The sequence below is a fragment of the Hymenobacter ginkgonis genome (assembly GCF_009755225.1).
Classification (GTDB): Bacteria; Bacteroidota; Bacteroidia; order Cytophagales; family Hymenobacteraceae; genus Hymenobacter; species Hymenobacter ginkgonis.
Window position 1 is genome coordinate 1,201,867 of record NZ_WQKZ01000001.1, and the last position, 25,159, is coordinate 1,227,025.

Consider the following 25,159-nt stretch of genomic DNA (forward strand, 5'->3'; position numbering starts at 1 on the left):
ACGAAGCAAAAGTCAGCAGCAGCCAGGGGTCTTCCCAAGGTAGCTCAGCTGGCAGGCGTTAATTTTAGGGTTGTTCCTTGCTGCTGCCCGTTTTGTCCGAATCGTATTACGCCCGCCTTGCCGCTTTAGCTACGGCCCCCGCTGCCACGCCCGCCGACCAGCTGCCCAAGCTGCGCCAGCTGCTCGAAAAGGTATTGCGCGAGGAATGCCGCCGCCGCGATGCGCCCTTTGCCGACCTCAGCCAGGCCATCGGCCTGGTAGCCTACGACCACGGCCTACCCCCCTTGCTGCGCCGCCAGCTCCAAAACCTGCGCCTCGTGGCCAACCTGGTGCTGCACGAAAGCTACCCCGGCACTCCGGCCGAGGCTGCTACAGGTTTTGCCGCCGTGGCCGAGTTGCTGCGGCATCTCACAAACGAGGCATACACCGGCCCCGTGCTGGCCGGGGGGGTAGGGGAAGAAGCCATCGCCGAGCCTACGGTGCTAAGCCCCGCTGCCACGGCGGTGGCGCTGGCTGCGGCCGGCACCGCGTGGCGGGTGCAGGTGCTGCACGTAGACCTGGCCACCGGCCGCCTCACCGCCGAAATGGCCGTGCCCGCCGACGACCGCCCCGCTGGCGCGTTCGACATCGACCTGCCGGCTGCCTACGACAACCTGCTGCCCCTGGCGGCGGCCCTGCACCCAGTGCTGCACCTGGTGGGCCCGGCCGTGCAGCCCGATGGCCGTATTCGGCCGCGCCGGGTGGTGTTGGAGCCCGATTACCTGGTGAATGTCACTACCATTGCCGAGTGCGCGCAGGCGGGCGGTACCATCCCGGAGTGGGCGCTGCTCAACGCTTTTCTGCCCGACGAAACCTCGCGCCCGCTGGTGGTCGGCAACCTGGTCAACATGCTGTTGGACGAGGAAGTGAGCCACGCCGCCCGCCAGGAAGAGTGGGCCACCGTGCCGCTGCCCGCCGTGATGGCCGAGGTAGACGCCACCGGCGAGCTCAGCCTCGAAAGCCAGCCGCCTACCCATACCATGGCGTTCGACCTCGAAGGCTTTTTTAAAAAGCGGCTCTTTCGCTCTAATCCGCTCATCATCAGTGCGCTGCCCGAGTTTCAGACGCGCAACGGTGTGCCCGAACTGCTCGACGACCTGCGCCGCCACTACCGCACACTGCGCGCCAGCCGCGCCCAGGGCTTTGTAGCCGGCAGCCGCACCGGCTACCAGCAGCAGCCCCTGCGCGTGGCCGATTGCTTTCTGGAACCCGCATTTTTATCGGCCACCTACGGCTTGCAGGGTCGCCTCGACTTGCTGCACGAAAGCCCCACCGGCTACGACCTCATTGAGCTCAAAAGCTCGACCAAGGTGCCGCACGCCGAGCCCTGGAGCAACCACGCCGCCCAGGCCCAGCTCTACCGGTTGCTGCTCGAATCGGTGTTCGGGGCCGATGGTGAAACAGCTGGCCGCGGCCGCACCAGCATCTTGTATTCGAATGCCGCGCCCGAGCAGGCCCCCGTGCGCCGCGTCGACCAAGATGCGGAATTGGTAGACCGCCTGCTGGCGGCCCGCAACCAGTTGGTGGGCACCGAGTTGCAGTTGGCCCGCGCTACCACCCCTAGCACCGTGGCCCGCCTGCTTACCCCCGTGCTGCACCCCAACCTCCAGGCCCTACCCCCCTTCGGCCGGGCCAAGGCCGAGAAGGTGGCCAACGCCTGGGCCGCCGCCGACCCCGTGGAGCGCGCCTACTGCCTGGAACTCACCCGCTTCGTGGCCCGCGAAATGCGCCTGACGCTGCTCGGCGACGACTCGCGCCCCGGCGATGCCGGCGGCCAGGCCGGGTTGTGGCGGCTGCCCGCAGCCCGCAAGCAGCAGAATTTCAGCTTGCTCGATGAATTAGAACTGCTAGAAGACAACAGTAATGCCGACGATACGGCCCGCGATGGCCTCGGCCCGCACCTTATTTTTCGGCGGCCGGCCGGGGGCCGCGAAGTCAATTTTCGGGCCGGCGATACACTCATTCTCTACCCCCGCCGCAAAGTAAAAGTGGGCGTTGCGGCCCCCGATACGGCCGAAACCGCTGCTTCCCTCAGCGTGCTCGATGCGCAGGTGGTGAAGGTGGTGCTGGCCGAAGACCTCACCGCCGATGGGCAAGTGGTGCTGTCGGTGCGCAACCGCCGCCTGGCCCCGCGCTACCTGGCCGGCCACTCGCAGTGGGCCCTGGAGCCCGACACCTACGATACCTTTCGGCGCGAGTGGGCGGGGCTGTCGTCCTTCCTTAGCCTGCCGCCCGAGCGCCGCCAGCGCCTGCTGGCCCGCACTGGCCCGCGCCCGCCCGAAGGCTGGGCGGCGGGCACGCTGCCCGCCACTACCGCGCCCGAGGTGGTGGCCCGCGCCCTGGCCGCGCCCGACTGGTTTGTGCTGTGCGGCCCGCCCGGCACCGGCAAAACGCGCGCCGTGCTCAAAGAGCTGGCTACTAGCTTGTACCGCGACGATAAGCAGGCGCTGCTGGCTGCTTATACCAACCGCGCCGTGGACGAAATCTGCGAGCAGCTGGTGGCGGCTGGGCTGCCCTTTATTCGGGTAGGCTCGCGGCTGGGCACGGCTCCGCAGTACCGGCCGTACTTGCTCGATAATATGATTCGCGACTGCCCCAACCGCCAAACGGTGCGGGCGCGCCTCACGGGCTGCCCGTTCTACGTGGGCACGGTGGCTAGCCTGCTGGGCAAGCCCGAGTTGTTCCTGCTCAAGCAGTTCGACGTGGCAGTGGTGGACGAAGCCAGCCAGGTACTCGAAGGGCCCATGCTGGCGCTGCTGGCCAAGGTGCCCAAGTTCATCCTCATTGGCGACCACCGCCAGCTGCCCGCCGTGGTAGCCCAGGAGCCCGAAGCCAGTGCCATTGCCCCCGAAGCGGCCGAGTTGCTGCGCACCGAGCTGGGCCTAACCAACTTGCGCAACTCGTATTTCGAGCGTTTGTTCCGGCGTGCCGAGGCCCGCTGGCCCCACGCCCACGGCACGCTGGCCGACCAGTACCGGATGCACCAGGAGTTGGCGGTGCTCGTCAACGACGACTTCTACTACGGCCAGCTGCGCTGCCCCATGCTGTGGCAGCACGAGCCGCTGGCGCGCCCTACCTGGCCCGCGCCGGCCGACGCCTTCCTGGCCCGGGTGCGCAACGAGCGCCTGGTATTTGTGCCCACTCGCCGCCAGCCCGAAGATTTATCCATGAAAGAATCGGCGCAGGAAGCCGAGTTGGCGGCCCGCGCGGCGGCCTGCGTGGCCCAGGGCTACGGCCGCAGCTTCAACCCCGAAACCACCCTGGGCATTATCGCCAGCTACCGCAACCAGGCCGCCCGCATTCGGGCCCGGCTGGCCCAGCTGGCCGGCGAGCTCGACCTGCCCGGCCTGCTGCAAGTCAGCGTCGACACGGTGGAGCGCTACCAGGGCTCGCAGCGCGACGTGATTATCGTGAGCTTCTGCTGCCACCACGAGCACCAGATTGAGCTGATGGTATCGCCCGACGAAACCGGCCAGGTGGACCGCAAGCTGAATGTAGCGCTTACCCGCGCCCGCCAACAGCTGATTTTACTTGGTAACGAGGTGATTTTGAGCCGCGCCCCGCACCACGCGGCCTTACTGGCGCGGGTGGGGGTAGGGCTGGGGTAGCGCCTGCCAATAGCTAAAGTGCGTAGGGAGATTCAGCAAAAGCCTTCTTAAAACGTCCTGCTTCGCCCTTCGCCAGGCGAAGCAGGACGTTACTTTTCGACCCACGTAGTTTTAGAGGTTTGCCCTCCATAGTCTATGAAACTAAAAAGCGCAGCCCCCGTGAGGAAGGCTGCGCTTTTTAATAGGGGGTAGGCGGCCAACGGGCCGGTTTATTTCACATCCACCAGCTCCACATCGAAGCGCAGCACGGTATTGGGCGGAATGGCGCCGCGGCCCGTGGCCCCGTAGGCCAGCGCCGACGGTATCAGCAGGATACTTTTTTCGCCCTTGTGCATCAGGGCAATGCCCAGGTCCCAGCCCGTAATGACCTGGCCGGTGCCCAGCACGAAATCAATGGGCGTATTACCGTGCTGCGAGGAGGCGTCGAATACCGTCCCGTTTAGGAAAGTCCCGGTGTAGAGCACCGACACCGTTTTGCCCGCGGCGGCCGGCGTGCCGGTCGGGTTGCTGGTGAGGGGCACGTAGTACAGCCCCGACGTTTGGCGCTGGGCCGCCGTCAGCTTATTGTCGGCCACGTACTTGCTGATGGTAGTTTCATCCGCGACCGAGTAATTGGCGCTGACAACGCTATCGTCTTTATGGCTGCAAGCCGTGGTAAAAGCCCCCGCGGCCCCGACCAAAACCAGGAGCAATAGTTGGCGAAACCCAGCGAAAAAATATATTTTCATAAGCAAAATTTAGCGTAAAAGTACGCTCCTCAGCTTATTCCGCGGTCCGAGTATCTGAGCTTAGTTGCCTGCGCCGACGGCATCGGGCACCGGCGGCACCAGTACGGGCTGCCGCCCGCGGTACACGCCCAGGATAAGCAGGGGTAGGAGCGTGAGCTCGGCCACCACCCCAAAAAGCAGCGTGAGCCCAATGAGCAGCCCGACGTAGAAGGTGCCGTCGAATGACGAGAACAACAGCGTGCAGAAGCCGCCCACCAGAATCATGGAGGTGACGATAACCGCCTTGCCGGCCAGCAAATAGGTGCGGCGCACGGCCTTGAACACGTTGGGTTCGTGGCCTAGGGTAAGGCGCAATTTGCTGATAAAGTGAATGGTATCATCTACCGCAATGCCGAAGGCGATGGTGAAGATGATGCTCGTGCTCACTTTCATATTCACGCCGGCCAGGCCCATTACGCCCGCCACCACCAGGATGGGCAGCAGGTTGGGAATGAGCACAACGACCGTCATGCGCCACGACCGAAACAGGGCCAGCACGATGAGTGTCACCATCAAAATATCAATGGCCATGCCCTGTATCATGTTCAGGGTCAAGTTCTCATTATTTTTGTCGATGAGGTTAGACGAGCCGGTGAGGCGGGTGCGCAGCACCGTGGTATCGAGCTGGGTGCGCAGGTAGTGGCGCAGGTTGGTGTTCAGAATGTCAGCCCGGATGCTGCCCACATCCTCCATGCGGCCGGTGAGGCGGCCAGCCGAGCCGTCGGGCAGCACCAGCGCCCGAAACTCGGGCCGCTTGCGAAACTGTGTGAGTCGCGCCGTGATATTCTTTAGCTCGGCCGAGTCGGTGGGCAGGCGGTACTCGGCCAGCTCGCCGCCGTGCAGCGACTTGCGCACCGCGCGCACCAGCGTGGCCGGCGAGGCCGCAAAGCGCAAGCCGTAGGTAGTGCCGAGGTAGTACTCAATCTGCTCGATTTCGCGCAGCACGGCCGGGTCGTAAATCGTGCGCCTACCCCCCGGTTTCAGCTCGAGCTCGAAGGGGCGCACCCCGGCAAACTTGGCGTCAAAAAAGGCGAAATCCTTCCGTACCGGGTCGTTCTTCGACAAGTCATCGAGCAGCGACGAGTTGATGTGCACCCGCGTGGCCAACCCCACCGACGCAACGAGTATCAGGGTGCTTAAGGTATAAATAAGCTGGCGCCGCCGCAGTACACCCGTAAAGAGGCGGCCGAGTACGCCGTCCCAGTCGTGGCCGTGGCAGCGCGGCTCGCGTAGCGCGGGCTTATTAAGCAGCACCAGCATGGCTGGCAGCAGCGTAAAGCTCAAGAAGAAAGCCAGCAGCACCGCCACGCCCGTAAACAGCCCGAAGTTGTGGATGGGCCGGATGGTGCTCGTCATCAAGGTGAAAAAGCCGATGCTGGTGGTCAGTGCCGACAGCCCCGAGCCGAAGCCCGACTCCTTAATGGTGATGCGCAGGGCGTCTTTTTTGCCGGCGCCGTAGCCCAGCTCACTCACGTAGCGGCTGATAATGTGGATAGTATCCGACATGCCCACCACAAACAGCATCAGCGGCAGCAGGGCCGTCATCAGGTCGATGCTCACGCCGAAGGCGCCCATCACGCCCAGGCCCCACAAGATGGCGCCCAGCACCACTACCAGTGGCAGCACTACCCCCCACCACGTGCGGAAGGTAGCCCAGAGCAGCCCCGTCACGAGCAGCACCGACAGGCTCATGAACACCACCAACTCCCACTGGAGCCGGTCTACGAACACCGACTGCGCCACCAGCCGGCCCGCAAAGTGCGCCCGTTCGGCGGGCAGCCCGGCGCGCGCCAGGCCCTGGCGCAGGGCGGCCAGCAGCGAGTCGCCGGCCGGCTTCTTGAGGTCGGGCGCCGCCTGAATAACCAGCGCCACGGCCCGCGCATCGGGGCTGAATACATTGCCTACCAGCCCCGGCGTTTGGAAAATCAGCGTTGAGTCGGCGGCGCGCCGCGCTGGCTCGGCGGGGTGCAGGTAGGGCAGGTTATAAAATCCAAAGCCCTCCACCACGGGATTGGTGAGGGTGGTGGGCGAGGTCACGCTCACCACGCGGGGTAGGCGGCGCGCCAGCCGCGTCAGGCTATCGACCTGCGCCAAAAACTGCGGCGCAAACACCGTCTGGCCGGGCGCCGCTTCGAGGCCCAGCAGCAAATAGTCGTTGTCGTTGCCGAACCGCTGGGTATAGCCCTGGAAATACTCCAAATCGGGGTCGCCGGCGGGGTAAAAATCGTTGAAATTGTAGTTGAAGCGCAACTGGGCGGCGTAGTAGCCCGCCAGCCCGGTAAGCAGGGCCAGCACCAGCAGCGTGAGGTGGGCAATTCGACGAAGGGACATAGAACCAATGGCGCAAAGAGGGGGTAGGGGCAGCCCACCGTCCCCTTTGCAGGTCAGGAAATAAAGCCGACTTGGGGCGGACCCAGGTTCGGCCGCGGCTCCCGTCGAACTTTTTGAAAAAGTCCGTACTTTAGAAGCCGCAACTCTTCTAAACCCCCGGTTTTACCCTTTTGTTTCTCTTATTCAATATGAAAAAGTCGCTGCTCGCCCTCGCCCTACTAGTCTCGGCCGCCACCGCTTTCGCCCACGATGGCGATAAGCCCGCCAAAGGCAAAAAAGACGCCTGCACCGGCGTAGCCGCCGCTAAGTGCGAGAAAGGCATGGCTGGCGCTAGCATGGCCGGTATGCCCGCCTGCTGCCGCGCCAAGATGGCCGCCGCCAAAGCCGCTACCCCCGCCACGGCCGCCAACAAAGCTCCGGTAGTGAAGTCGCTATAAGTCGCCGATAAGCCTGGCGCTCGCTCAAGCGGTATCAACGCTGCTAGCTAAAGGCCAGGAAGTACAGCTTACACCTGTAATACAGGTTTTACAGAACTCAGCCATCCCAAGATTGGGATGGCTTTTTTTGGCTATCGCCTTAGCTGCCGATGTGATGCGCGGATGAATGTTAATTGGATTTTTGCGGCTTCGGCAAGGGCGTACTAGTTATAGGAAGCGTGAATCCATTATTACCTTTGTTATGAATTGACTTATTCTTATAAAATGAAAAGGGCTATACTCTTCATTATCACGCTTTCCTGCTTCACCTTTACCTGCTTCGCCCAGGCACCGAGCAAAGAGCTGGCGACGGCTATTCTAAAAAATAATGCCCCCGCGGCCGAAACTTTGCTCACGGCTGGAGCCAACCCCAATGCTTCCATCGAGATAGTGCCGGGCTTCCCCACTACTTACCTCATCACGGCGGCAGCCAACGGCAGCCTCGACCTGGTAAAGCTGCTACTCAAGCACAAGGCGCAAGTCAATCAGCCAGACGGGTTTAAGGCTACCGCCCTGATGGCCGCTGCCGGCAAAGGCAACAAAGCCATCGTGGAATTACTGCTAGCCAACGGCGCCGATGCCAAGGCCAAGGACGATGACGGCAAAGATGCCCTGGCGCTGGCCAAAGAGGGGGGGAGCGCCGAAACGGTGGCCCTGCTCGCGCAAAAGCTGCACTAACTCCTCGCGCAGGGCCGGCCGGTAGCTGCTATTTTTGTGGCCCGCTACCCCCTATTATCCTATGCGCCCTTACCAAGCTCTCCTTCGCCAAATTCTTGACCACGGCACCGTCAAAACGGACCGCACGGGCACGGGTACACTCTCCATTTTTGGCCCGCAGATGCGGTTTAATCTGGCGGAGGGCTTTCCACTGGTGACAACCAAGAAAGTCCACTTGAAGAGCATTATCTACGAGCTACTGTGGTTTTTGCAGGGTAGTACCAACATCGCGTACCTCAAAGAGCACGGCGTTAAGATATGGGATGAGTGGGCCGATGCGCACGGCGACCTCGGCCCCGTGTATGGCCACCAGTGGCGCAGCTGGCCCGACGGCCACGGCGGGCACATCGACCAAATTAGCCAGGTGATTCAGCAGCTGAAAACGCAGCCCGATTCGCGGCGCATCCTGGTTAGCGCCTGGAACGTGGCTGAGCTGCCCGACATGAAGCTGCAACCTTGCCACGCGCTGTTTCAGTTTTACGTGGCCGACGGCCGGCTCTCGTGCCAGCTCTACCAGCGCTCGGCCGACGTGTTTCTGGGCGTGCCTTTCAACATTGCCTCCTACGCGCTGCTCACGCTGATGGTGGCCCAGGTAACGGGCTTGCAGCCCGGCGAGTTTATTTGGACGGGTGGCGACACCCACCTCTACCGCAACCACCTCGAGCAGGCCCGGATGCAACTAGCGCGCGAGCCGCACCCGCTCCCCACCATGCACCTAAACCCAGCCGTGACCGACATCTTTGGCTTTCAGTTCGACGATTTTCGGCTGGAAAACTACGCGCCCTGGCCAGCTATTAAGGCGCCCGTGGCTGTGTAGCAAGGCTGGCGTGCTGCGGGGTGTGGGTGCTGCAAGCTCCCTGTTTTTGGCAGGGGTAGGCGCGTTGCTGGCCCGCCGCACCTACCCTTGCCAAGGCCGCCGACGAGCCAAATAAGTAGGTAGGTAAGCTATAATTATATTATTTCGATATTTTTTTGGCGAGAAAATAAGCTCGTTCAGCTAGAAATTGGCTTATTAGGGCTAAAAACGAGGAAATAGGGCCTGCTGATGGTATTTTTGCTGTCACAAAGCGCCGGGAAGTTTGGCACTTGAATTGTATTTCGTCTGCTATATTCCCACCTTACTCGTTCTTCGCCGTGCATATCCCTTTTCTCTCGACGCTGCACCGGTCTTTAGTTGCGCTGAGCGCTCTTCATTTAGGCTATGGGCCGCGGGACACCATATTGGCCAGTTACCAAGTAACCGAAGCCGACTTGCGCCGCTACCAAGCCGACTGGGAGCGCCTGAAGCTATTGCGCACAGTAGAGTAGTTTGACGGTGCTGCCAGCGCCGGGTTTTAACTCGCGCCAGGCTGCCCTCAACACTGCGCTAGCCCCGCCGGTACCTCCCCACTAAAACGGACGCTGCCTACTTGCTGCACGGGCCGCAGCGCTGCCACATTAGCCGTAAAAACTGCTTCGGCCGCGAGTAGCGCGGCGGGAGCAAATAGCCCTTCGTGGCACTCTAGGCCCCGCGCGCGCGCGGCGCGCAGCACGGCCGCCCGGCGCACGCCCGCCACGCAGCCACTAGCTAGCGCGGGCGTAAACAGCTGGCCGTTTTTCAGCCAAAAAATGGCCGCCGCTCCGGCCTCCGCCACGTGCCCGGCTGCATCGCAAAGGATAATCTCGTCGAGGCCGCGCTGCTGGCGCTCGTGCGCGGCGCGCACGTACAGCCAAGCCTGTGGCCCCTTGCAAAAGCTAAGGGGCGAAAGCAAAGAATTGGTTTCTAGGGCGAAGTCGGCGCGTGCTAGGGGGGCATCGTCGGCGGCAAAGGGTTCGGCGGTGGCCAGCCACTCGGCCGCATGGGTAGGCGGGGTGTAGCGCCCGGCGCCGCCCCGCCACACTTGCAGCCGCAGGCGAGCGGCCGGCCAGGCATTAGCGGCCGCGAGCGCAACGAGCGTAGCCGCCAATGCCTCAGCCGTGGCCAAGGGGGTAGGGAGGGCTAGGTACAGCCCGGCCGCCGCCTGCTGCATCCGGGCCGCGTGGTCGGCAGCCAGCCGCAGGCGCCCCTCAGCAAAAACCAAAGTTTCAAAAAAGCCATCGCCAAACGCCAACCCCCGATTGGGCAGGGGTAGGGCCAGCGTGTCGCCGCTTACCAAGCTCCCATTATAAAGCACCTGCATACCCGCACCAGCTATAAAATCCGTGAAATCCGTTAAACTCCCCGTTAATCCGTGGTCCTTAAAGCAGCACGAATTTCTTGCCGGGTAGCGCCCGCACCACGCCCCGAAACTCGAGCCCCAGCAGCAGCGAAGCCACCGCGTGAATGGGCAGCTGCGCCCGCCAAGCCAGGTCGTCCATGAGGGCCTCCTTGGTAGCGAGCAGCACCGAAATCAAGGCAAATTCGTCGGCCGAGAAGTCGTCGGCCGCGTAGGTGGGGGGCGGCTGAAATTTCCCGGTCTGGTACAACGCCGCGTCCCAATTCAGGAGTTGCTCTAAATCGAGGGGCTGCGCGTAGAGGGCGGCCTTATTATTCTTAATTAAATTATTGCAGCCCGCTGAGGCGGGCGAGCCCACGTTGCCCGGCACAGCCAGCACGTCGCGGTCGTAGCTCAGGGCCAGTTCGGCAGTGATGAGGGCGCCGCCTTTGTCGGCTGCTTCTACTACCACGGTGCCGTCGGCTAGGCCCGCAATAATGCGGTTGCGGGAGGGGAAGTTGTAGCGGTCGGGCCCAGTGCCGAAGGGAAATTCGGTAAGCAACCCGCCGGTTTCGCGCATTTTTTCGGCCGTTTTGCGGTGGGCGGCCGGGTAAATCACGTCGAGGCCGGTGGCCATTACGCCCACTGTCAGCAAGCCTTCCTGCAGGGCAGCGCGGTGAGCCAGGATGTCGATGCCATAGGCCAGGCCGCTTACTACCAGTGGGTTGTGCGGCACTAGGCCGCGCACCAGGGCCTCCGTCTGCTCGCGGCCGTAGTCGGTAGACTGGCGCGTGCCCACAATGGCTACCACCTTAGGCGCATTCAAGTCGGCCGGGCCCTGGTAGTAAAGCAGGGCCGGGGCGTCGGCAATAAGCTTGAGGCGACTCGGGAATCTTTTGCTGGTGTAAAATAGCAGCTCTACCCCCTCTTTTTCGGCCTTGCGCAGCCCGGTTTCGGCTTGCTGCAAGGCCAGGGTGCGGGCCGGGCCGGTCAGGATTTTGACGGTGGCTTCGCCTACCCCTGGTATGCGCCGCAGCTTGCCAGGCGGCAGCATAAACACGTTTTTGGCCGACGAGCCGTAGCTCATGAGCTGCCGCGTGAGCTGCGGCCCGATGCCGGGCAGCAGCGTAAGGGCAAGTTCGTGAAAAAGGTCGTCGGTGGGGGCCATAGGCCGGCAAAGTAACGCCATGCTGGCGTATATAGGTACTTCGCTAATCTTATTCTCCCTTGTTGGCGGCGTCGATTTCCTTCTTTAAATTGACCAAAAAGCCGCGCACTTTTTCCAGCGACTGAATCACGTCAATCTTGTCTTTGAGCTGGCCGCCCTTTTGCTTCATCATTTCGCGGGCGCCGGCAATGGTGTAGCCGCGCTCCTTAACCAAGTGGTAGATAGTGCGAAACGTATCAACGTCGGTTTGGGTGAAGAGGCGGTTGCCCTTCTTGCTTTTGCGCGGGCTGAGTTCAGTAAACTCGGTTTCCCAGAAGCGGATGAGCGAGGTGGCCACGCCAAACTGCTCGGCCACTTCGCCAATGGTGAAGTACTGCTTGGTAATGTCGCGCTCTTTATACGGCATGGGGGCGGGGTGGGCGGGGGGTAGGCCGCAGGCTAAATGGCGGCTAATTTACTTAATCTGGTACTTCCGGGCGATTTCGTCGTAGAGCGGCAGCAAGTCGTTGGCGTGGCCCTGCTTGTCGAACACGGCCTCCCAGGTATTGAGCGGCTCCCAGATAAAGCTGCCCTTGCCCTTACCGCCGGGCAGGCTGAAGGCCACGTCGTTGACTTCGCGCTTGCGCTCCGAGTACTCCACTACCACCACATCCTGGGGGTAGCGCTGGGCGAGCTGCGTGAGGTTGGCCTTGAGGTCGGGGATGGTGCCGTGCCACTTGGGGTAATACGACTCGCCAATTACATCAAAATCAACCTTGTGCACCGCCATGCGGTCGAGCCAGGTGTTGGAAAGCTGGGTTTGGCCACCGAGGGCAATGTGCAGCATCACCAGCGTGTTGGGGTTGACTTCGCGCACGGCGCTGGAGCCCGCCTGCGCCAGCCGGGCCAGCGTGTCGTAGCGCGCCAGGCTATCAGATAGTTGCACCTGGGCATCGGGCCAAATCATGCCGTGGTTGATTTCGTTGCCCACCTGCACCATGTCGGGCAGCGTGCCTTGGGCTTGCAGGGCCAGCAGCACCTGCTTGGTATAGTCGTGCACGGCCTGCGTGAGGGCCGGGCCGCTGAGCGCCAGCCAGGCGCTGGGCTTAAACTGCTTTTGCGGGTCGGCCCAGGTGTCGGAGTAGTGGAAGTCGAGCAGCAGCTTCAGGCCGGCTTGCTTCACGCGCTTGGCCATGGCCAGGGTATGAGGCAGGTCGCAGAAGCCTTTGTGGGGCGAGTAGCCACTGTCGGCGGCCGGGTTATTAAAAATCCGCAGCCGGATGTAGTTGATGTGGTGGTCTTTGAGAATCTGAATGGCATCCTTCTCCACGCCTTTGTCCGAAAATTTCATCCCCCGGGCTTCGAGCTGCGGCAAAAAGGAAATGTCGGCGCCCAGCACCTTGCCCAGCCGAGGGCGCGGGGCGGCAGCTTTGGCCGGGCGATGGGCCAGCCCAAAAGTGGGAGGTAGGCTAAGCAGCAGACCCAACAGGCCTGGCAGGGCCAGGCGGCGGGTCAGCGAGCAGAAAGAGAAGGGCATACGAAGCAAAAAGCGAGTGGGTTGATGTGGCGACGGCGCTACTGGCAAGCGCCTGGGCCGGCCGTAGGGGGTAGGGAGCGCTACGGCTGAACCACCCGTTTCGCGCTACTGTTTTAGAAAGCTACCTTTGTGCAGCCCGCGGCCCCACAAATGTGGGCCGTTTTTTTTAAAGTTATGTCGCTTCCTACCGCCAGCCACGTTCGCCAGCAATTTCTCGATTTTTTTGCGTCCAAAGGCCACCACATCGTGCCCTCGGCCCCGATTGTGGTGAAGGACGACCCCACGCTGTTGTTTATCAACAGCGGTATGGCCCCATTTAAGGACTACTTCCTGGGCAACCGGCCCGCGCCCTACAAGCGCATTGCCGATACGCAGAAGTGCTTGCGCGTCAGTGGCAAGCACAACGATTTGGAGGAAGTAGGCTACGATACCTATCACCACACCATGTTCGAGATGCTCGGCAACTGGTCGTTTGGCGATTATTTCAAGACCGAAGCCATCGCCTGGGCCTGGGAACTGCTGACGGAGGTGTATAAGCTGCCCAAAGAGCGATTGTACGTGACTTATTTTGAGGGTGATAAAGGCGACGGCCTCGGCCCCGACGCGGAGACGCAAAATCTCTGGCGCCAATACACCACCGACGACCGCATCTTGCCTGGCAATAAGAAGGACAACTTTTGGGAGATGGGCGATACGGGTCCGTGCGGCCCGTGCACCGAAATCCACATCGACCTGCGCGACGAAAGCGAAGTAGCTCAAAAGCCCGGCAGTGAGCTGGTGAACGCCGACCACCCGCAGGTAGTCGAAATCTGGAACAACGTATTCATGGAGTTTCAGCGCTTGGCCGACAAGTCGCTCATCAAGTTGCCCGCCCAGAGCGTGGACACCGGCATGGGCTTCGAGCGCCTGATGATGGCGGTTTCGGGCGTGAAGTCGAACTACGATACCGATGTGTTTCAACCGCTTATCCAGTTTATTGCCAAGGAAGCGGGCGTGGCATACCACGGCACCTCGCCGGCCACGGTGAACGACCAGCCGGCCACCGAAAACGAGAAAACGGATATCGCCATCCGCGTGATTGCCGACCACATCCGGGCCATTGCCTTCACCATCGCCGACGGCCAATTGCCGAGCAACGTGAAGGCCGGCTACGTGATTCGGCGTATTCTGCGCCGGGCAGTGCGCTACGCGTTTTCGTCGCTCAATCAAAAGCAGCCCTTCTTGTATAAGCTCGTGCCGGTGCTAGCCGACCAACTGGCGGGCATTTTTCCCGAGCTGAAAGCCCAGCAGGCTTTTGTCACGCGCGTGATTGAGGAAGAAGAAATTGCGTTCTTGAAAACCCTCGAAACCGGCCTGCGCCGCCTCGATACGCTCGAAGAAGCGGCCCGCCAGAACGGCGGCGTGATTGACGGCAAAACGGCGTTTGAGCTAAGCGATACTTTCGGTTTTCCGCTGGATTTGACGGCGCTCATCGCCCGCGAGAAAGGCCTGAAAGTGGATGAAGAAGGCTTTGCCAAGGAGCTGGCGCAGCAGAAAAACCGCAGCCGCAACGCTCAGGAAACCGAGCAGAGCGACTGGGTGACCGTGACCGAAACCGACTTGCCTAACCAGTTTGTGGGCTACGACCAGGACGAGGCCACGGCGCGCTTGCTGCGCTACCGCAAAATCGACAAAAAAGGCAAAACGGAGTATCAGCTCGTGCTGAGCCAGACGCCGTTCTACGCCGAAAGCGGCGGCCAGATTGGCGACACCGGCTACCTCGAAAGCGACCTGAGCAAGGTGCGCGTGCTAGACACGAAGAAGGAAAACGACCTCATCATCCACACCGTGCTGGAGCTACCGCAGGAGCTGGAGGCCGAATTCATCGCCCGGCCCGACGCGGCGCGGCGCGCGCTTATCCGTAATAACCACACAGCCACACACTTGCTGCAAGCTGCGCTGCGTGAGGTACTGGGCTCGCACGTGCAGCAAAAAGGCTCCTTGGTGAATGAGAAGCTGCTGCGCTTCGACTTTTCGCACTTCACGAAAGTGACGGAGGCGCAGCTGCGTGAAATCGAGGGGGTAGTAAATGCGCGCATTCGCCAGCAGATTCCGCTCGACGAGCGCCGCAACGTGCCCATCGCCGAGGCCAAGAACCTGGGCGCGATGGCGTTGTTTGGCGAAAAGTACGGCGACTTTGTGCGGGTCATTACCTTCGATAAAGATTACTCGGTGGAGCTGTGCGGCGGCCTGCACGTGGCCAACACGGGCAGCATCGGCTACTTCAAAATCACGGCGGAGAGCGCTGTGGGCGCGGGTGTGCGCCGCATTGAGGCCGTAACGGCTGGCGCTGCCGAAGCCTTTGTGGACCAACAGCTCGACTTGCTCAGCCAGGTGCGCGAAACCCTTGGCAACCCGCAGCACCTGCTCCCTACCCTCGAAAAGCAAGGCGAGGAGATTGCCAACCTGCGCAAGCAAATCGAGTCTTTCGCCCAGCAAAGCATCAACCAGCAGAAGGACCAGCTGGCTGCCCAGGTGAAGCAGGTGAATGGCCTCAATTTCTTGGCTGCCCAGGTGCAGGCCGGCAGCGCCGATGCCCTCAAAAAGCTGGCCTACGACCTGCGCCAGGCCGTGCCGAACCTCGTGCTGGTGCTTGGTGCCGAAATCGACGGCAAACCCCAACTCGCCGTGATGCTGGCCGATGAAATTGCCCAGGCCGGTAAGCTCAACGCCACCATATTGGTGCGCGAGCTGGCCAAGGACATCCAGGGTGGCGGCGGCGGGCAGCCGTTCTTCGCCACGGCCGGCGGCAAAAACGCGGCTGGGCTAGGCGCCGCCATCGGCAAGGCCGAAGCGCTTATTGCGGGTGTTGCCTAGGCTACGGGCTTGGCCGTAGCGCTCAGAACTCAGTATAAACCAAAAGAAGGGCTCCCAATGCGGGAGCCCTTCTTTTGGTTTATACTGAGCGGAACTCGCTTTATTGCTTAACAATGCGCAAGGTCTGGACGCTCTGGGGAGTTTCGACGCGGAGCAGGTAGACGCTGGCCGGCAATGCACTCAAATCGAGGGGTAGGGCCTGCGTCCCCTCGGCCACTGCCTGGGTAAAGTGCAGGACTTCCGCGCCGAGCACCGTCGTCAGGCTGCCCCGCACGGTAGTGGCGGTCGGCGTGCCGATGGTGAGGGCCAGCGTGCCCAGGCTAGGGTTGGGGTAGGCCTGAAGCACTAGGCCGGTAGCGGTGCCACCCACGGCCACCACTGGCGAAAAAGCCTCCGTGCCGCTGCGGTCTACTTGGCGCAGGCGGTAGTAAGCCAGGGTGCTAGCGGGCTGGTTATCTACCCAGTTGTACTCGTGGCGGCTGAGGCTGTTGCCGGCGCCGGCTACCGAGGCCAGGGCGCGGAACGACTGCCCATCGAGGCTGCGCTCCAGCACAAAGTGGTCGTTGTCGAGCTCCGAAGCCGTGGCCCAGGCGCAGGTAACGGCCGTGGCGGTCCGCTTGGCGGTAAAAGCCAACAGCTCTACTGGCAGAGGGGCCGAAGCGTACAGCCCGAAAGGCGAAAAATCGGTTACCCCGGCCCGGGTGAAGCGATAGAGGTTGCTGGTGGGGTCTACCACGGCGGCGGCGCCGCGCTGCTTAGCGTCGCTTTCCCACACGCCATTGTGGTAGTGGCCCACGGCTACTTGGGCGGGCGTCATGCCGGTGGGCAACGCTCCTTGCAGCGTCACGGTCACGTTGGAATGGCCCAGGTCTGCTTCCGAAATATACCAGGTATGATTGACCAGGGTAGTAGAATTCTTGGCCACCGCGCCAGTGCCCTTTTTATCGCGGCCTTCTCCTTTATCACCGCCGGCGGGTAGGGTTGGCACGGTCACGTAGCTCACATACACGCTATCGCTGAGGCTAACGCCGAATACATCTTCGACCCCGGTGGCCGCCTGCGAAAGCCAGGCCGGGTTGTACGTAGCCTGCCCCACTGGGAAGAGCACGGCCGGCTGGCTGGGCGATACCGTCTGGCGCAGCGCGCCGCCCGCGTTGGTCACCACGTAGGCCGTGCCATCGGTGCTTACGGCACCACCCTTAAGCACTGTCAGGTCGTAGGTGCCGAGCTGCACCAAGCTGCCCTTGCTCAGGCTCAGGCTGCCGGCCACCGTCAGGTTGCAGGCCAGCGAGGCCGTGTTGGTGGCCAGTCGCAGGTTGCCGAACGCGCTGCAGCTTAGGAGGATATTGGTGCGTTTCGTATTAAAGTAAACGGTGCTGGTGGGGTTCAGCTTGCCCAGACGGGGTAGGGTGCCCGCTTCACCGTCAATCTCCAACAGGCCGTTGCTGCCCACGTCGATGGTCGTGCTGGGGTCGCCGGCCTGCGACTGGATGGCTACCGCTACCTGGCTGCTGGTAGTGCCGTCGCCAATAATAAGCTTCGAGTTGGTGCCGCTAACCAGGTTGCGGTCGAGCCGGAACTGGCCGGGGGTAGCGATGTAAAAAATCTGGTTATCGGCCGTGAAAGAGGCCGGGTTGGTGCGCGCCGACGGCGATAACCAGTTCCGGCTATCTTTCAAGTCGCCCGTGCCGGCATAATAGAAAATATTCGCCTGCGTACCGGTGCCCGTCACCAGGGCGCCCGCCTCGGGCGTGATGGATACATCGTCGACGGAGAGGCCGTTGCCGTTGGTTTCGGTGTTGAGCACATATTTCCAGCGCAATACTATCTCCTGGTTTACGGCCAGGTTGATACCGGTAAGCGTGGCATTCAGCACGCGGCGATTAGCCGGGGCATTGCCGTTTTTGCTGGCAATAACCGTTGCCGTCGACGGCGCGTTTAGCGACAGCGCCGGCACGGAAGTCCAAGTGCCAGCTTCCATCATGCCCCCGAAGGTGCCGCTAGCAAGCACTTGATAATCAAAGCCAACCTGGGCCTTGTCTACCTTGCCCGAGTTGTACCACTGCTCCATGGCATAGCTTACCTCTAGGTTGGCAATGGGCCGGCCCGTCTGGTTGACCACGCGCATGGCCACGTAGCCCGTTCCCGCCATGGGCTTGTTGGAGTTATTGTAAAACGTGGTGGCAATGCCTCCCAGTGCCCGCTCGGTACTGCCGGCGGTGCCAAAACTGTAGTAAAAAGCTTCTGGATGCTGGCCGCCGTCGTTGCCCGTGTAGGGCACCGCGCCGCTGCTGGGGTAGGGGCTCCCATCGAGCATCGCCTGAGCGTAAAAGCCGGGGATGGTCGTGTTGTTAGCGAAGCCGCTCAGCGCTGTGGCTGAGGCGGACAAGGAGTTAAAATTTTCGGTGTAGGGTGCGAAACTAGTTAGTGCAACCTGAGCCTGAACTGGCGCCGCGGTGAGGCCGAGCAACAGGGCGTTAGCTAGTAGGGCAAGTGAGTAAATTTTTCTCATGGGTGGCGGTTTTAGTACTTTGTGAAGAATAAAGGTGTATTATGCTAAGGCGGCTTTTTTAAGGCGGGCAAAGGTAAGCTCCACTGCTAAAATTGGCTTATCAGTATAAACACGTAAAAGTGATAGGCAATTATACTTAATTACTATAATAAAAATAATACTATTTTATTAAAAACTTAAATTAAAATAATACCTAGGCAATTATTTTTTATAAGTTACTCATTATGTGAATAATAGATTAAATATAAGAATTAAAACAAAAATTATAGCTTTTATAAGTAGTGCTTATTTTGTGCAAAATTTTATTCTAAATAGTCCTAAAGAAAAATAAGATTAATCTAATGGAAAGTAGAAGTAATTGGGAAATTGCTGGCCGGCTGTGCCTCACCTAGCGAGTTGCAGTATTCGTATAGTAAAGTGCCTTATTGATGGGGCTCCGCTGACTGGGCTTGAGCCTGTGCGGGGGGGTAGGGCGCCCCGGTGCTTGCCACCTATCAAGCTTGTTGCGTCCGCAAGTAATGCGGAGGGTGGAGGGCGCGGCGCATCTTACGCAACCGGCAGTCGCGCTGCCCGGCTTTAAGACAGTGCCCAGCCACCGTAGCCGGTTTGAGATAGCGCAGGGGGCCCGTTTTGGCAGGGGAAATAGAAAAAAGCTGCGGTGGCGAGCCCCGCCAGGCAAGGAGATTTTATACCTAAAGCAGTTTTGAAGAGGCGAGGCAACTTACTACCCCCGCATTGCCGTAGAATAAGCCTGAGCTTTGCGCAACGCTTGGCTTGGTTTCTGGGTCGCCCCTTGGCTTACGGGCCAGGCAGTCAGCCCAGAACTGTCCACTTCACCGTATTTTTGCCTTTATGGAAGTCGCTAGCTACACCCTTGCCGAGGCCACCACGGCCGCCCCTTACCTGGATTATGCCTGCTGCCTCGACGCGGCCGACCGCCCCGCCAACCACAGCGGCGACTGGCCCGAAGAAGGTCACATGTACCCGGTGCGCGTTGTAGAGAGCCGCCTAGAGGGTATTCCGTTGGTGCACGTCCTCACGTTTCGCGGCGAGGCACCTTACTACAACGCGTTTGCGCCCCATCGCTTCCGCCTCACGCACCGCCTCTACCTGAACTAGTTGTGTTTGCCTACCCTTACTAGGTGTAGCAAGCAAACCAGCCGGCGCCCGGCGGGACTAAACCCAATCCGGGTTTAGTCCCGCCGGGCGCCGGCTGGTTTAGGTAGTATCCGGCGGCTAGCGCTGCGTGGCGCTCAACTGCGCTTGCAAAGACTCGGCCTGCTGGCGGGCCAGCACGCGGTCAGTCACATCTATAATGAAGGCCAGAATACCCTGCATTTCGTTTTGTTCGCTAAGCATGGGCTGGTAGATAAAATCCACGTAGCGCGGCTCGGGGCGGCCGGTGGCAGGGTCGAACAACTGCGCGGGCGTTTCGCGGCCCTGGAAGGGAACGCCCGTTGTGTACACCTGGTCAAGCAGCCCCACAAACCCTTGGCCCACTACTTCCGGAAATACTTCGGCCACTGTTTGCCCAAGCTGGGTGCGGCCCCCAGATAAATCCTGGTAGTGGTCGTTGAAAAACGAATACCGGTGCTCGGGCCCAGTAAGCGTGGCGATGCTGGCCGGCACCTGCCCCAAAATTTGGTTGAGTAGCCGCTGCTGCTGGGCCACGTTGGTACGCTGCTGCTCGGCTTCGGCCAGGGCAGTTTCCAGCTGCTCGGTGCGCTCGGCCACGCGGGTTTCTAGCAGCTGTTGCACCAGCAGCACTTCTTCCTGGTTGGTGAGCAGCTCTTCGTTACTGGTGTGCAGGGCTTGGTTGGCGGCCGCCAGCTGGTCGTTCAGGTCTTGGATTTGCTGGCGGGCCTGCACCTGCTCGCTCACTTCGGTGGCCACTACCATTACCCCCGTGATGTGCCCGTCGTCTTCGCGCAGGGGTAGGTACACGAAATTCCAATACACGGTGTCGCGGCGGCCGTGGCGGTCAATGGTCGAGGGCATTTCCTTGGCCACGTGGGGCTCGCCCGTGGAGCGGACTTGGTCGAGCAGTTGCTCGTAGCCCTGGCCAACTATTTCGGGCAGCAGCTCGAAGAGCGGGGTGCCCAGCGCCTGGGCCTGCGTGCGGCCCCAGAGGGCGCACACGAGCGGGTTGGCCAGCTCAATCACGTAGTTGGGGCCGCGGTAAGCAGCGATGGCCACCGGGGCCTGCTCAAAAATGCGCTGCAATTCGCCGCGCTGGTGCTCGGCTTCGGCGTGGGCGGCCTGCTCGCGAACTTGGCTGGCGCGTAGCTCGTCGGCGGCTTGTACCTGGGCCGTCACGTCAATCACGCTGTGGATGAGGTGCACCACGCGCCCTTGCTCATCCAGCACCGGTGCGTTGGTGGTTTGCCAGTAGCGCGCCACAAACTGGCCCGGCCGCGCGGGGTCGGGCAGGTCGTAGGGTTGCAGCGTTAGCTGGTGCGGCTGGCCCGTGGCCAGCACTTGGGCCATGGAGGCTTTTAGGTTGCGCACGGCATGGGCCTCGGGCGCCTGCGGGTTATCCGGAAAGACATCAAACACGAATTTCCCCAGCAGGTTGGCCCGCTGCGTAAGCGTAGCGGCTAAGTAGGTATCGCTAGCCGCTTCAATAAGCAAATCGGGCGAGAGCAGCAGGTACGCCCCCGGCAAGGCGCTGAAGACGGGTAGTAAATCCGAGGAAACGGCAGGCATAATCGGCAGGCGAGAAGATTAGAGAGCGGGTAGCGTTAAACTAAATTGTTATGCCTCCTACGTAGTTTCACTGGGAGGGTAATAAAAATTGGCAGCACCGCCGCAAAAAGGGCGATGCTGCCAATTTAATGCAGAAAATTATAGCAGCGTCTGCGGGCCGGCGGCCTACCCCCCGGCCGCGCCGCCAGGAAGAAAACGCGGGCCTGACCCGCACTTCTAGCCCAGCGGCCCCCTGCCCCGTGCGAGGGGGGTAGGGGCACCGCTGGGCTAGCGCACTACGAGCTTGCTGGTGGCCCCGTCGGTGGCGCGCAGCACGTATAACCCGGCTGCCAGGCCAGTGGTGGCCACCTGGTCGGTAGCCACGAGCTGGCGCACGGCCCGACCCGTGAGGTCGTGCAGCGTGCCCGACACCGCCCGGCTTAGGCGCACGGTGCTGCCCTGGCTGGGATTGGGGTAGGCCAGCAGCGGCGGCGCCACTTGCCCGGCCCGCGTGGCCGTTACGGTAGCCGTCTGAATGCTGTACACCGCCACCGTGCTGCTGACCTCGTTGGCGAGCAGCAGCAGGGGCTGGCCGGTGGGGCTGTCGGCGGCCGCAATAAACACAATGCCTTCGGGCCCGAGGTCGCCGGTGCCGGCCGTGAGGCTGCGGTTGTTGACGTAGGTTTCGAGTACCGGGCTGGCGGGGTTGTTGATGTTGAAGACCAGCACGCCGCCTACCCGCTCCATCGACACGAAGGCATAGAGATTGGCGCCGATGCGGCCGGTGGTGACGCCCTCGGGCTCGGGCCCTTTGTCGTCCGAGCGGTTCTTGCGCACGGGCGCCTCGCCGTAGCCGTTGCTGGCGTTGAAGAGGGACCCGTACGTGGCGTCGGCGGCCGTGACGCGCTCCAGCAAATTGCCGCTGTCGTGCACTTCGGCCCCGGTGGCCGCAGTATAAATACTGAACGAGCGCCCGCCAAAGGCGTAAATCTCGTCAAAATCGCCGTCGCCATCCGTGTCGCCGAGCTTGTTGGTGACGTTGAGGCGGCCGAGCACATTGTTGTTTTTCAGCAGCGCGGCATTCGGAAACACCGTGGGGTCGAGCACGTAGGGCGCGCTGGTGCTGGTGGTGCCTAGGCGCACCTGCTCGCTGAAACCGGCGTAGTCGCGGGCGTCGCCCTCGTTGGCCGTCAGCAAGTAAGCCGTGCCATTGACCTCAAACGTGGCAATGGCGTCGGGCTGGCGCATGCCCTTGATGGGCCAGTTGGCGAGCAGCACGTCGGTGGTCTGGTCGGAGGCATCGAGGCTGCGGCCGGGCTGCCGATGGTCGCTGTAGCCCACCGGCCGCAGGGCGGTTATCTGCTTGGTCGCCAGGTCGAGCACCGCAATGGCGTTGTTCTCTTGCAGCGTGATGTAGGCGGTTTGCGAGTCGGCACTCACGGCCACGTACTCGGGCTCCAGGTCCTGGGCCACCGTGGAAGGCGCCCCGGCCAGCCCGCCATAAATGCGAATGCCTTGGGCGCGTAGCGCGGCCGCCTGGCCGTTGTAGGCCGCGAAGCCGGCCGTCGTCACGTTGGCCTGCGTGAGGCTCCCTACCCCCCCCGACACGTCAATCACCGATACGCTGCCCTCGGGGTCGGCGGTGTAGGCGGCGTTGGGCTCGCCCTCGTTGGCCGTAAGCACGTAGCGGCCGTCGGGCGAGAAGGTAATCATGTCGGGCAGGGCGCCCACGGTCAGCTGCTTTTGAAAAACGCCGTTCTGGTCGAAAAACACCACGCTGCCATTGGCTTGCGGGGTGGCGTTCTCGATGGCGCAGGCCACCAGCCCGTTGCGGGCAGCCACCGAGTTGATGCCCCCGTAAGCCTTGATGTCGATAGAAGCCACGGCCGTGATGGCCGCCGGGTTGGCTAGGTTCAGAATATCGAGCTTGCCGCCCACCGAATTGGCCACGTACAAGCGCTTGGTACTGGCGTCGTAACTCACGATTTCGGCCGAATTTATTTGCGTGCTGCCGCTAAACGGGGTGCCGTTCTGGTAGCTCTGCACCAGGCTCAGGGCGAGGTTGCGCGCCGCTGGGGGGGTAGGGGTGTCGTTGTCCCTGATGTACACCAGGATGTCGGTGGCGCCCGCCGCCACGGTGGCGTTGGTCGGGTTTTGCAGCCGCAGCACGAAGTACTCGGCTTCCTCGGCCAGGGCATCGTCCAGGATAGGAATGGTCAGCGTTTGGCTGCCCGTGGCCCCGGCCGGAAACGTGATGGTTTGGGGCGCGGCAAAGGTAAAATCCTGCCCCGCCGTGGCCGTGCCCAGCGCCTGCAACGACACCTGCACGGTGCTGGCCGCCGCGCCAGCATTGGCAATGGTGAGCGGGATGTTCAGGCTGCCCGCCTGCTCGGCCACCGTGAGCGTAGCGCTGGGCCGGCTGATGGTCTGGGCGTGGGCGGCCGAGAGCGTAAAACCCACTACTAGGGCGGTGGGCAGGAAGGAGGAAAAGTACGGGTGCATACGGCACGGGTTAGTGGAGGAAGCCAAAACTACCGGTAGCCCATTGCGGCACTATTAAAAGGATATTACGAAATAGCTACGAGGTGCGCGCCGCCGGTGGGGGGTAGGGTCGTTGCGAGCGGGAGCCGCTACCTAGGCGATAGAGCAGTAGGCAAGCACTTTATACTTACCGCATCTAAAAAAAAGCTCGACTATGGAAAAAGCTCGTAAGGTTTTAAATATAAGTGACTGAATAAAAGTAATTTAATTGCAGAAAAAGTCGATGAATTTCCTGAATGAAGTTAGGATTTTTCCTGCGTTTCGGGTATTTCTTCATATTGTCTTCAAGGTAGTAGTTATTATTTTGTGCCACCCAGCAGCACGGCACTAGCTACGCAGTGTCGGTCTATTCCCACCGTTTTGCTCTCACAGACAGATTTAGATTGGGGCCAGCAGTACTTGCTGGCGTTCAGCGGCTACCTGAACAAAGCTGGTTACGAAGCATGTAAAAACATCTATTTGGCCATTCCATCTGCGCGATGGATGCGGGGTTTCGGCAACGACAGCAGTCGCCTTGCCCACGTGCCATTTAACAGAAGGATTACGTGATTCCCCGTCTGGCGCCGGCGCTCACTGCGCCGCCCGGGCTGGCAGGCTTCATTCAGCACGCTTCTCCCACCATCACATCTTCGGGATTATTAACTGCCTATCATGGTATTTAACGTTTTTATGAAAAGAATATTTCTGCTCCTGAGCTTGTGCACGGCCTACGGCTTTACCAGCTGCGAGAGCAAAAAAGAGGAAAAAGAAGAGGAGATTAAACTTCTGACTACCAGCCCCTGGCTGAAGGATACGACCGTTACCAAAGAGTACGTGGCCCAGATTCATGCCTACCAGCACATCGAGCTGCGGGCCCTGGAAAAAGGCTACCTCCAGAAAATATTTGTCGATGAGGGGCAGGCCGTCACCAAGGGCCAGCCCATGTTCCAGATTACGCCCCTGGTGTACCAGGCCGACCTGCAAAAGTCGCAGGCCGAAGCCAACTACGTGGGCATTGAATACAAGAACACGAAAAGCCTAGCCGACAGCAACATCGTGTCGAAGAATGAGTTGGCGCTGTCCAAGGCCAAGTTCGACAAGGCCAAGGCCGAGGTGTCGCTGGCCCAAACGCACTTGCAGTTTACGTCCATCAAGGCGCCGTTCGACGGCATCATGGACCATTTTCAGGGCCGGCTGGGTAGCGTGGTGAATGAGGGCGATTTGCTGACGACACTCTCCGACAACAGCAAAATGTGGGTTTATTTCAACGTGCCCGAAGCGGAGTACCTGGCTTATAAAGAGCAGGCCAAAGCCGATAACATCGTGAACGTGAACCTGAAAATGGCCAACAACGAGGTGTTCAAATACCCCGGCGTGATAAAAACCATTGAGGCGGATTTCAACAACGAAACCGGCAACATCGCCTTCCGGGCCACTTTCCCGAACCCCGGCGGGCTGCTGCGCAACGGCGAAACCGGCAGCGTACTGATGTCGGTGCCGCTCAAGCACGCCCTGCTCATCCCGCAGAAAGCCACCTTCGAGATTCTGGAAAAGAAATACGTCTATGTGGTTGATAACAAGAACGTAGTGCACCAGCGCGAGATAACCATCGGGTCGGAGATGCCGGACCTGTACGTTATATCCGATGGCTTGAAAGGCGACGAGAAAATCCTGCTCGAAGGCTTGCGCAAGGTGAAGGATGGCGATAAAATCAGCTACACCTACCAGACCCCGAAGCAGGTTATCCCCAGCCTGAAGGTATACAGCGAGTAGAGGCAACACCTTAGCAA

Annotated in this window: 17 protein-coding genes; 8 read left to right on the forward strand and 9 right to left on the reverse strand. The window is 61.1% G+C overall.

Features of this window, described 5'->3' with window-relative positions:
* Window positions 1–92: 92 nt before the first annotated feature.
* Entirely contained in the window at window positions 93–3,647 is a 3,555-nt protein-coding gene (locus tag GO988_RS04800) for a DEAD/DEAH box helicase (RefSeq protein ID WP_157562361.1), read from the forward strand.
* A gap of 209 nt (window positions 3,648–3,856) precedes the next feature.
* On the opposite strand, the gene GO988_RS04805 is transcribed toward GO988_RS04800, so the two are convergent.
* Together GO988_RS04805 and GO988_RS04810 are read right to left on the reverse strand one after the other, a co-directional pair.
* On the reverse strand, window positions 3,857–4,375 hold the full coding sequence (locus GO988_RS04805) for an FKBP-type peptidyl-prolyl cis-trans isomerase (RefSeq protein ID WP_157562362.1): 519 nt from the start codon (window positions 4,373–4,375) through the stop codon (window positions 3,857–3,859).
* Between the two features lie 60 nt (window positions 4,376–4,435).
* Complete coding sequence (locus tag GO988_RS04810) at window positions 4,436–6,745, reverse strand: efflux RND transporter permease subunit (RefSeq protein WP_157562363.1); 2,310 nt, start codon at window positions 6,743–6,745, stop codon at window positions 4,436–4,438.
* 188 nt (window positions 6,746–6,933) lie between these two features.
* Between GO988_RS04810 and GO988_RS04815 the strand changes: the two genes are divergently transcribed.
* The 4 genes from GO988_RS04815 (at window position 6,934) to GO988_RS04830 (ending at window position 9,246) form a co-directional block, all read left to right on the forward strand.
* Complete coding sequence (locus GO988_RS04815; RefSeq protein WP_157562364.1) at window positions 6,934–7,182, forward strand: hypothetical protein; 249 nt, start codon at window positions 6,934–6,936, stop codon at window positions 7,180–7,182.
* Window positions 7,183–7,446: 264 nt separating this feature from the next.
* Window positions 7,447–7,899 (forward strand): ankyrin repeat domain-containing protein, encoded by a 453-nt coding sequence (locus tag GO988_RS04820; RefSeq protein ID WP_157562365.1) that lies wholly within the window; start codon window positions 7,447–7,449, stop codon window positions 7,897–7,899.
* A gap of 61 nt (window positions 7,900–7,960) precedes the next feature.
* Entirely contained in the window at window positions 7,961–8,755 is a 795-nt protein-coding gene (locus GO988_RS04825) for a thymidylate synthase (protein ID WP_157562366.1), read from the forward strand.
* 317 nt (window positions 8,756–9,072) lie between these two features.
* Window positions 9,073–9,246 (forward strand): hypothetical protein, encoded by a 174-nt coding sequence (locus GO988_RS04830; protein WP_157562367.1) that lies wholly within the window; start codon window positions 9,073–9,075, stop codon window positions 9,244–9,246.
* 47 nt (window positions 9,247–9,293) lie between these two features.
* Here the strand turns inward: GO988_RS04830 and GO988_RS04835 are convergent, their stop codons facing one another.
* Genes GO988_RS04835 through GO988_RS04850 form a run of 4 tightly spaced genes read right to left on the reverse strand, consistent with a single transcriptional unit; the run spans window position 9,294 to window position 12,796 of the window.
* On the reverse strand, window positions 9,294–10,097 hold the full coding sequence (locus GO988_RS04835) for an aminotransferase class IV (protein WP_157562368.1): 804 nt from the start codon (window positions 10,095–10,097) through the stop codon (window positions 9,294–9,296).
* A gap of 58 nt (window positions 10,098–10,155) precedes the next feature.
* Entirely contained in the window at window positions 10,156–11,280 is a 1,125-nt protein-coding gene (dprA, locus tag GO988_RS04840; RefSeq protein WP_157562369.1) for a DNA-processing protein DprA, read from the reverse strand.
* 49 nt (window positions 11,281–11,329) lie between these two features.
* Window positions 11,330–11,686 carry a MerR family transcriptional regulator gene (locus tag GO988_RS04845; RefSeq protein WP_157562370.1) on the reverse strand — a complete coding sequence of 119 codons (357 nt, stop codon included), beginning with the start codon at window positions 11,684–11,686 and terminating at the stop codon, window positions 11,330–11,332.
* A 48-nt stretch (window positions 11,687–11,734) separates the two neighbouring features.
* On the reverse strand, window positions 11,735–12,796 hold the full coding sequence (locus GO988_RS04850) for a glycoside hydrolase family 53 protein (RefSeq protein WP_157562371.1): 1,062 nt from the start codon (window positions 12,794–12,796) through the stop codon (window positions 11,735–11,737).
* 174 nt (window positions 12,797–12,970) lie between these two features.
* On the opposite strand from GO988_RS04850, the gene alaS reads away from it, so the two are divergent.
* The gene (gene alaS / locus GO988_RS04855) at window positions 12,971–15,652 is read left to right on the forward strand and encodes an alanine--tRNA ligase (protein ID WP_157562372.1); all 2,682 of its coding nucleotides are present in this window, start codon (window positions 12,971–12,973) and stop codon (window positions 15,650–15,652) included.
* A 100-nt stretch (window positions 15,653–15,752) separates the two neighbouring features.
* Here the strand turns inward: alaS and GO988_RS04860 are convergent, their stop codons facing one another.
* A complete protein-coding gene (locus GO988_RS04860; protein WP_198172502.1) occupies window positions 15,753–18,041 on the reverse strand; it encodes a T9SS type A sorting domain-containing protein in 2,289 nt (762 codons plus the stop codon).
* A gap of 975 nt (window positions 18,042–19,016) precedes the next feature.
* Between GO988_RS04860 and GO988_RS04865 the strand changes: the two genes are divergently transcribed.
* Window positions 19,017–19,283, forward strand: coding sequence for a hypothetical protein (locus tag GO988_RS04865; RefSeq protein WP_157562374.1), 267 nt, complete (start codon window positions 19,017–19,019; stop codon window positions 19,281–19,283).
* A gap of 117 nt (window positions 19,284–19,400) precedes the next feature.
* Here GO988_RS04865 and GO988_RS04870 read toward each other — a convergent pair whose 3' ends face one another.
* Both GO988_RS04870 and GO988_RS04875 read right to left on the reverse strand, forming a co-directional pair.
* Window positions 19,401–20,870 carry a PAS domain-containing protein gene (locus GO988_RS04870; protein WP_157562375.1) on the reverse strand — a complete coding sequence of 490 codons (1,470 nt, stop codon included), beginning with the start codon at window positions 20,868–20,870 and terminating at the stop codon, window positions 19,401–19,403.
* Between the two features lie 267 nt (window positions 20,871–21,137).
* Window positions 21,138–23,351, reverse strand: a complete 2,214-nt coding sequence (locus GO988_RS04875; RefSeq protein ID WP_157562376.1) for a choice-of-anchor I family protein — start codon at window positions 23,349–23,351, stop codon at window positions 21,138–21,140.
* A gap of 708 nt (window positions 23,352–24,059) precedes the next feature.
* On the opposite strand from GO988_RS04875, the gene GO988_RS04880 reads away from it, so the two are divergent.
* Window positions 24,060–25,142 carry an efflux RND transporter periplasmic adaptor subunit gene (locus GO988_RS04880; protein WP_157562377.1) on the forward strand — a complete coding sequence of 361 codons (1,083 nt, stop codon included), beginning with the start codon at window positions 24,060–24,062 and terminating at the stop codon, window positions 25,140–25,142.
* Window positions 25,143–25,159: the final 17 nt, after the last annotated feature.

Excerpts from the sequence above, each read along its gene's own strand:
- GO988_RS04805 (WP_157562362.1), bottom strand. The coding sequence starts at position 4,375 with ATGAAAATATATTTTTTCGCTGGGTTTCGCCAACTATTGCTCCTGGTT.
- GO988_RS04810 (WP_157562363.1), bottom strand. The coding sequence starts at position 6,745 with ATGTCCCTTCGTCGAATTGCCCACCTCACGCTGCTGGTGCTGGCCCTG.
- GO988_RS04815 (WP_157562364.1), top strand. The coding sequence starts at position 6,934 with ATGAAAAAGTCGCTGCTCGCCCTCGCCCTACTAGTCTCGGCCGCCACC.
- GO988_RS04820 (WP_157562365.1), top strand. The coding sequence starts at position 7,447 with ATGAAAAGGGCTATACTCTTCATTATCACGCTTTCCTGCTTCACCTTT.
- GO988_RS04825 (WP_157562366.1), top strand. The coding sequence starts at position 7,961 with ATGCGCCCTTACCAAGCTCTCCTTCGCCAAATTCTTGACCACGGCACC.
- GO988_RS04835 (WP_157562368.1), bottom strand. The coding sequence starts at position 10,097 with ATGCAGGTGCTTTATAATGGGAGCTTGGTAAGCGGCGACACGCTGGCC.
- dprA (WP_157562369.1), bottom strand. The coding sequence starts at position 11,280 with ATGGCCCCCACCGACGACCTTTTTCACGAACTTGCCCTTACGCTGCTG.
- GO988_RS04845 (WP_157562370.1), bottom strand. The coding sequence starts at position 11,686 with ATGCCGTATAAAGAGCGCGACATTACCAAGCAGTACTTCACCATTGGC.
- GO988_RS04850 (WP_157562371.1), bottom strand. The coding sequence starts at position 12,796 with ATGCCCTTCTCTTTCTGCTCGCTGACCCGCCGCCTGGCCCTGCCAGGC.
- alaS (WP_157562372.1), top strand. The coding sequence starts at position 12,971 with ATGTCGCTTCCTACCGCCAGCCACGTTCGCCAGCAATTTCTCGATTTT.
- GO988_RS04865 (WP_157562374.1), top strand. The coding sequence starts at position 19,017 with ATGGAAGTCGCTAGCTACACCCTTGCCGAGGCCACCACGGCCGCCCCT.
- GO988_RS04870 (WP_157562375.1), bottom strand. The coding sequence starts at position 20,870 with ATGCCTGCCGTTTCCTCGGATTTACTACCCGTCTTCAGCGCCTTGCCG.
- GO988_RS04875 (WP_157562376.1), bottom strand. The coding sequence starts at position 23,351 with ATGCACCCGTACTTTTCCTCCTTCCTGCCCACCGCCCTAGTAGTGGGT.
- GO988_RS04880 (WP_157562377.1), top strand. The coding sequence starts at position 24,060 with ATGAAAAGAATATTTCTGCTCCTGAGCTTGTGCACGGCCTACGGCTTT.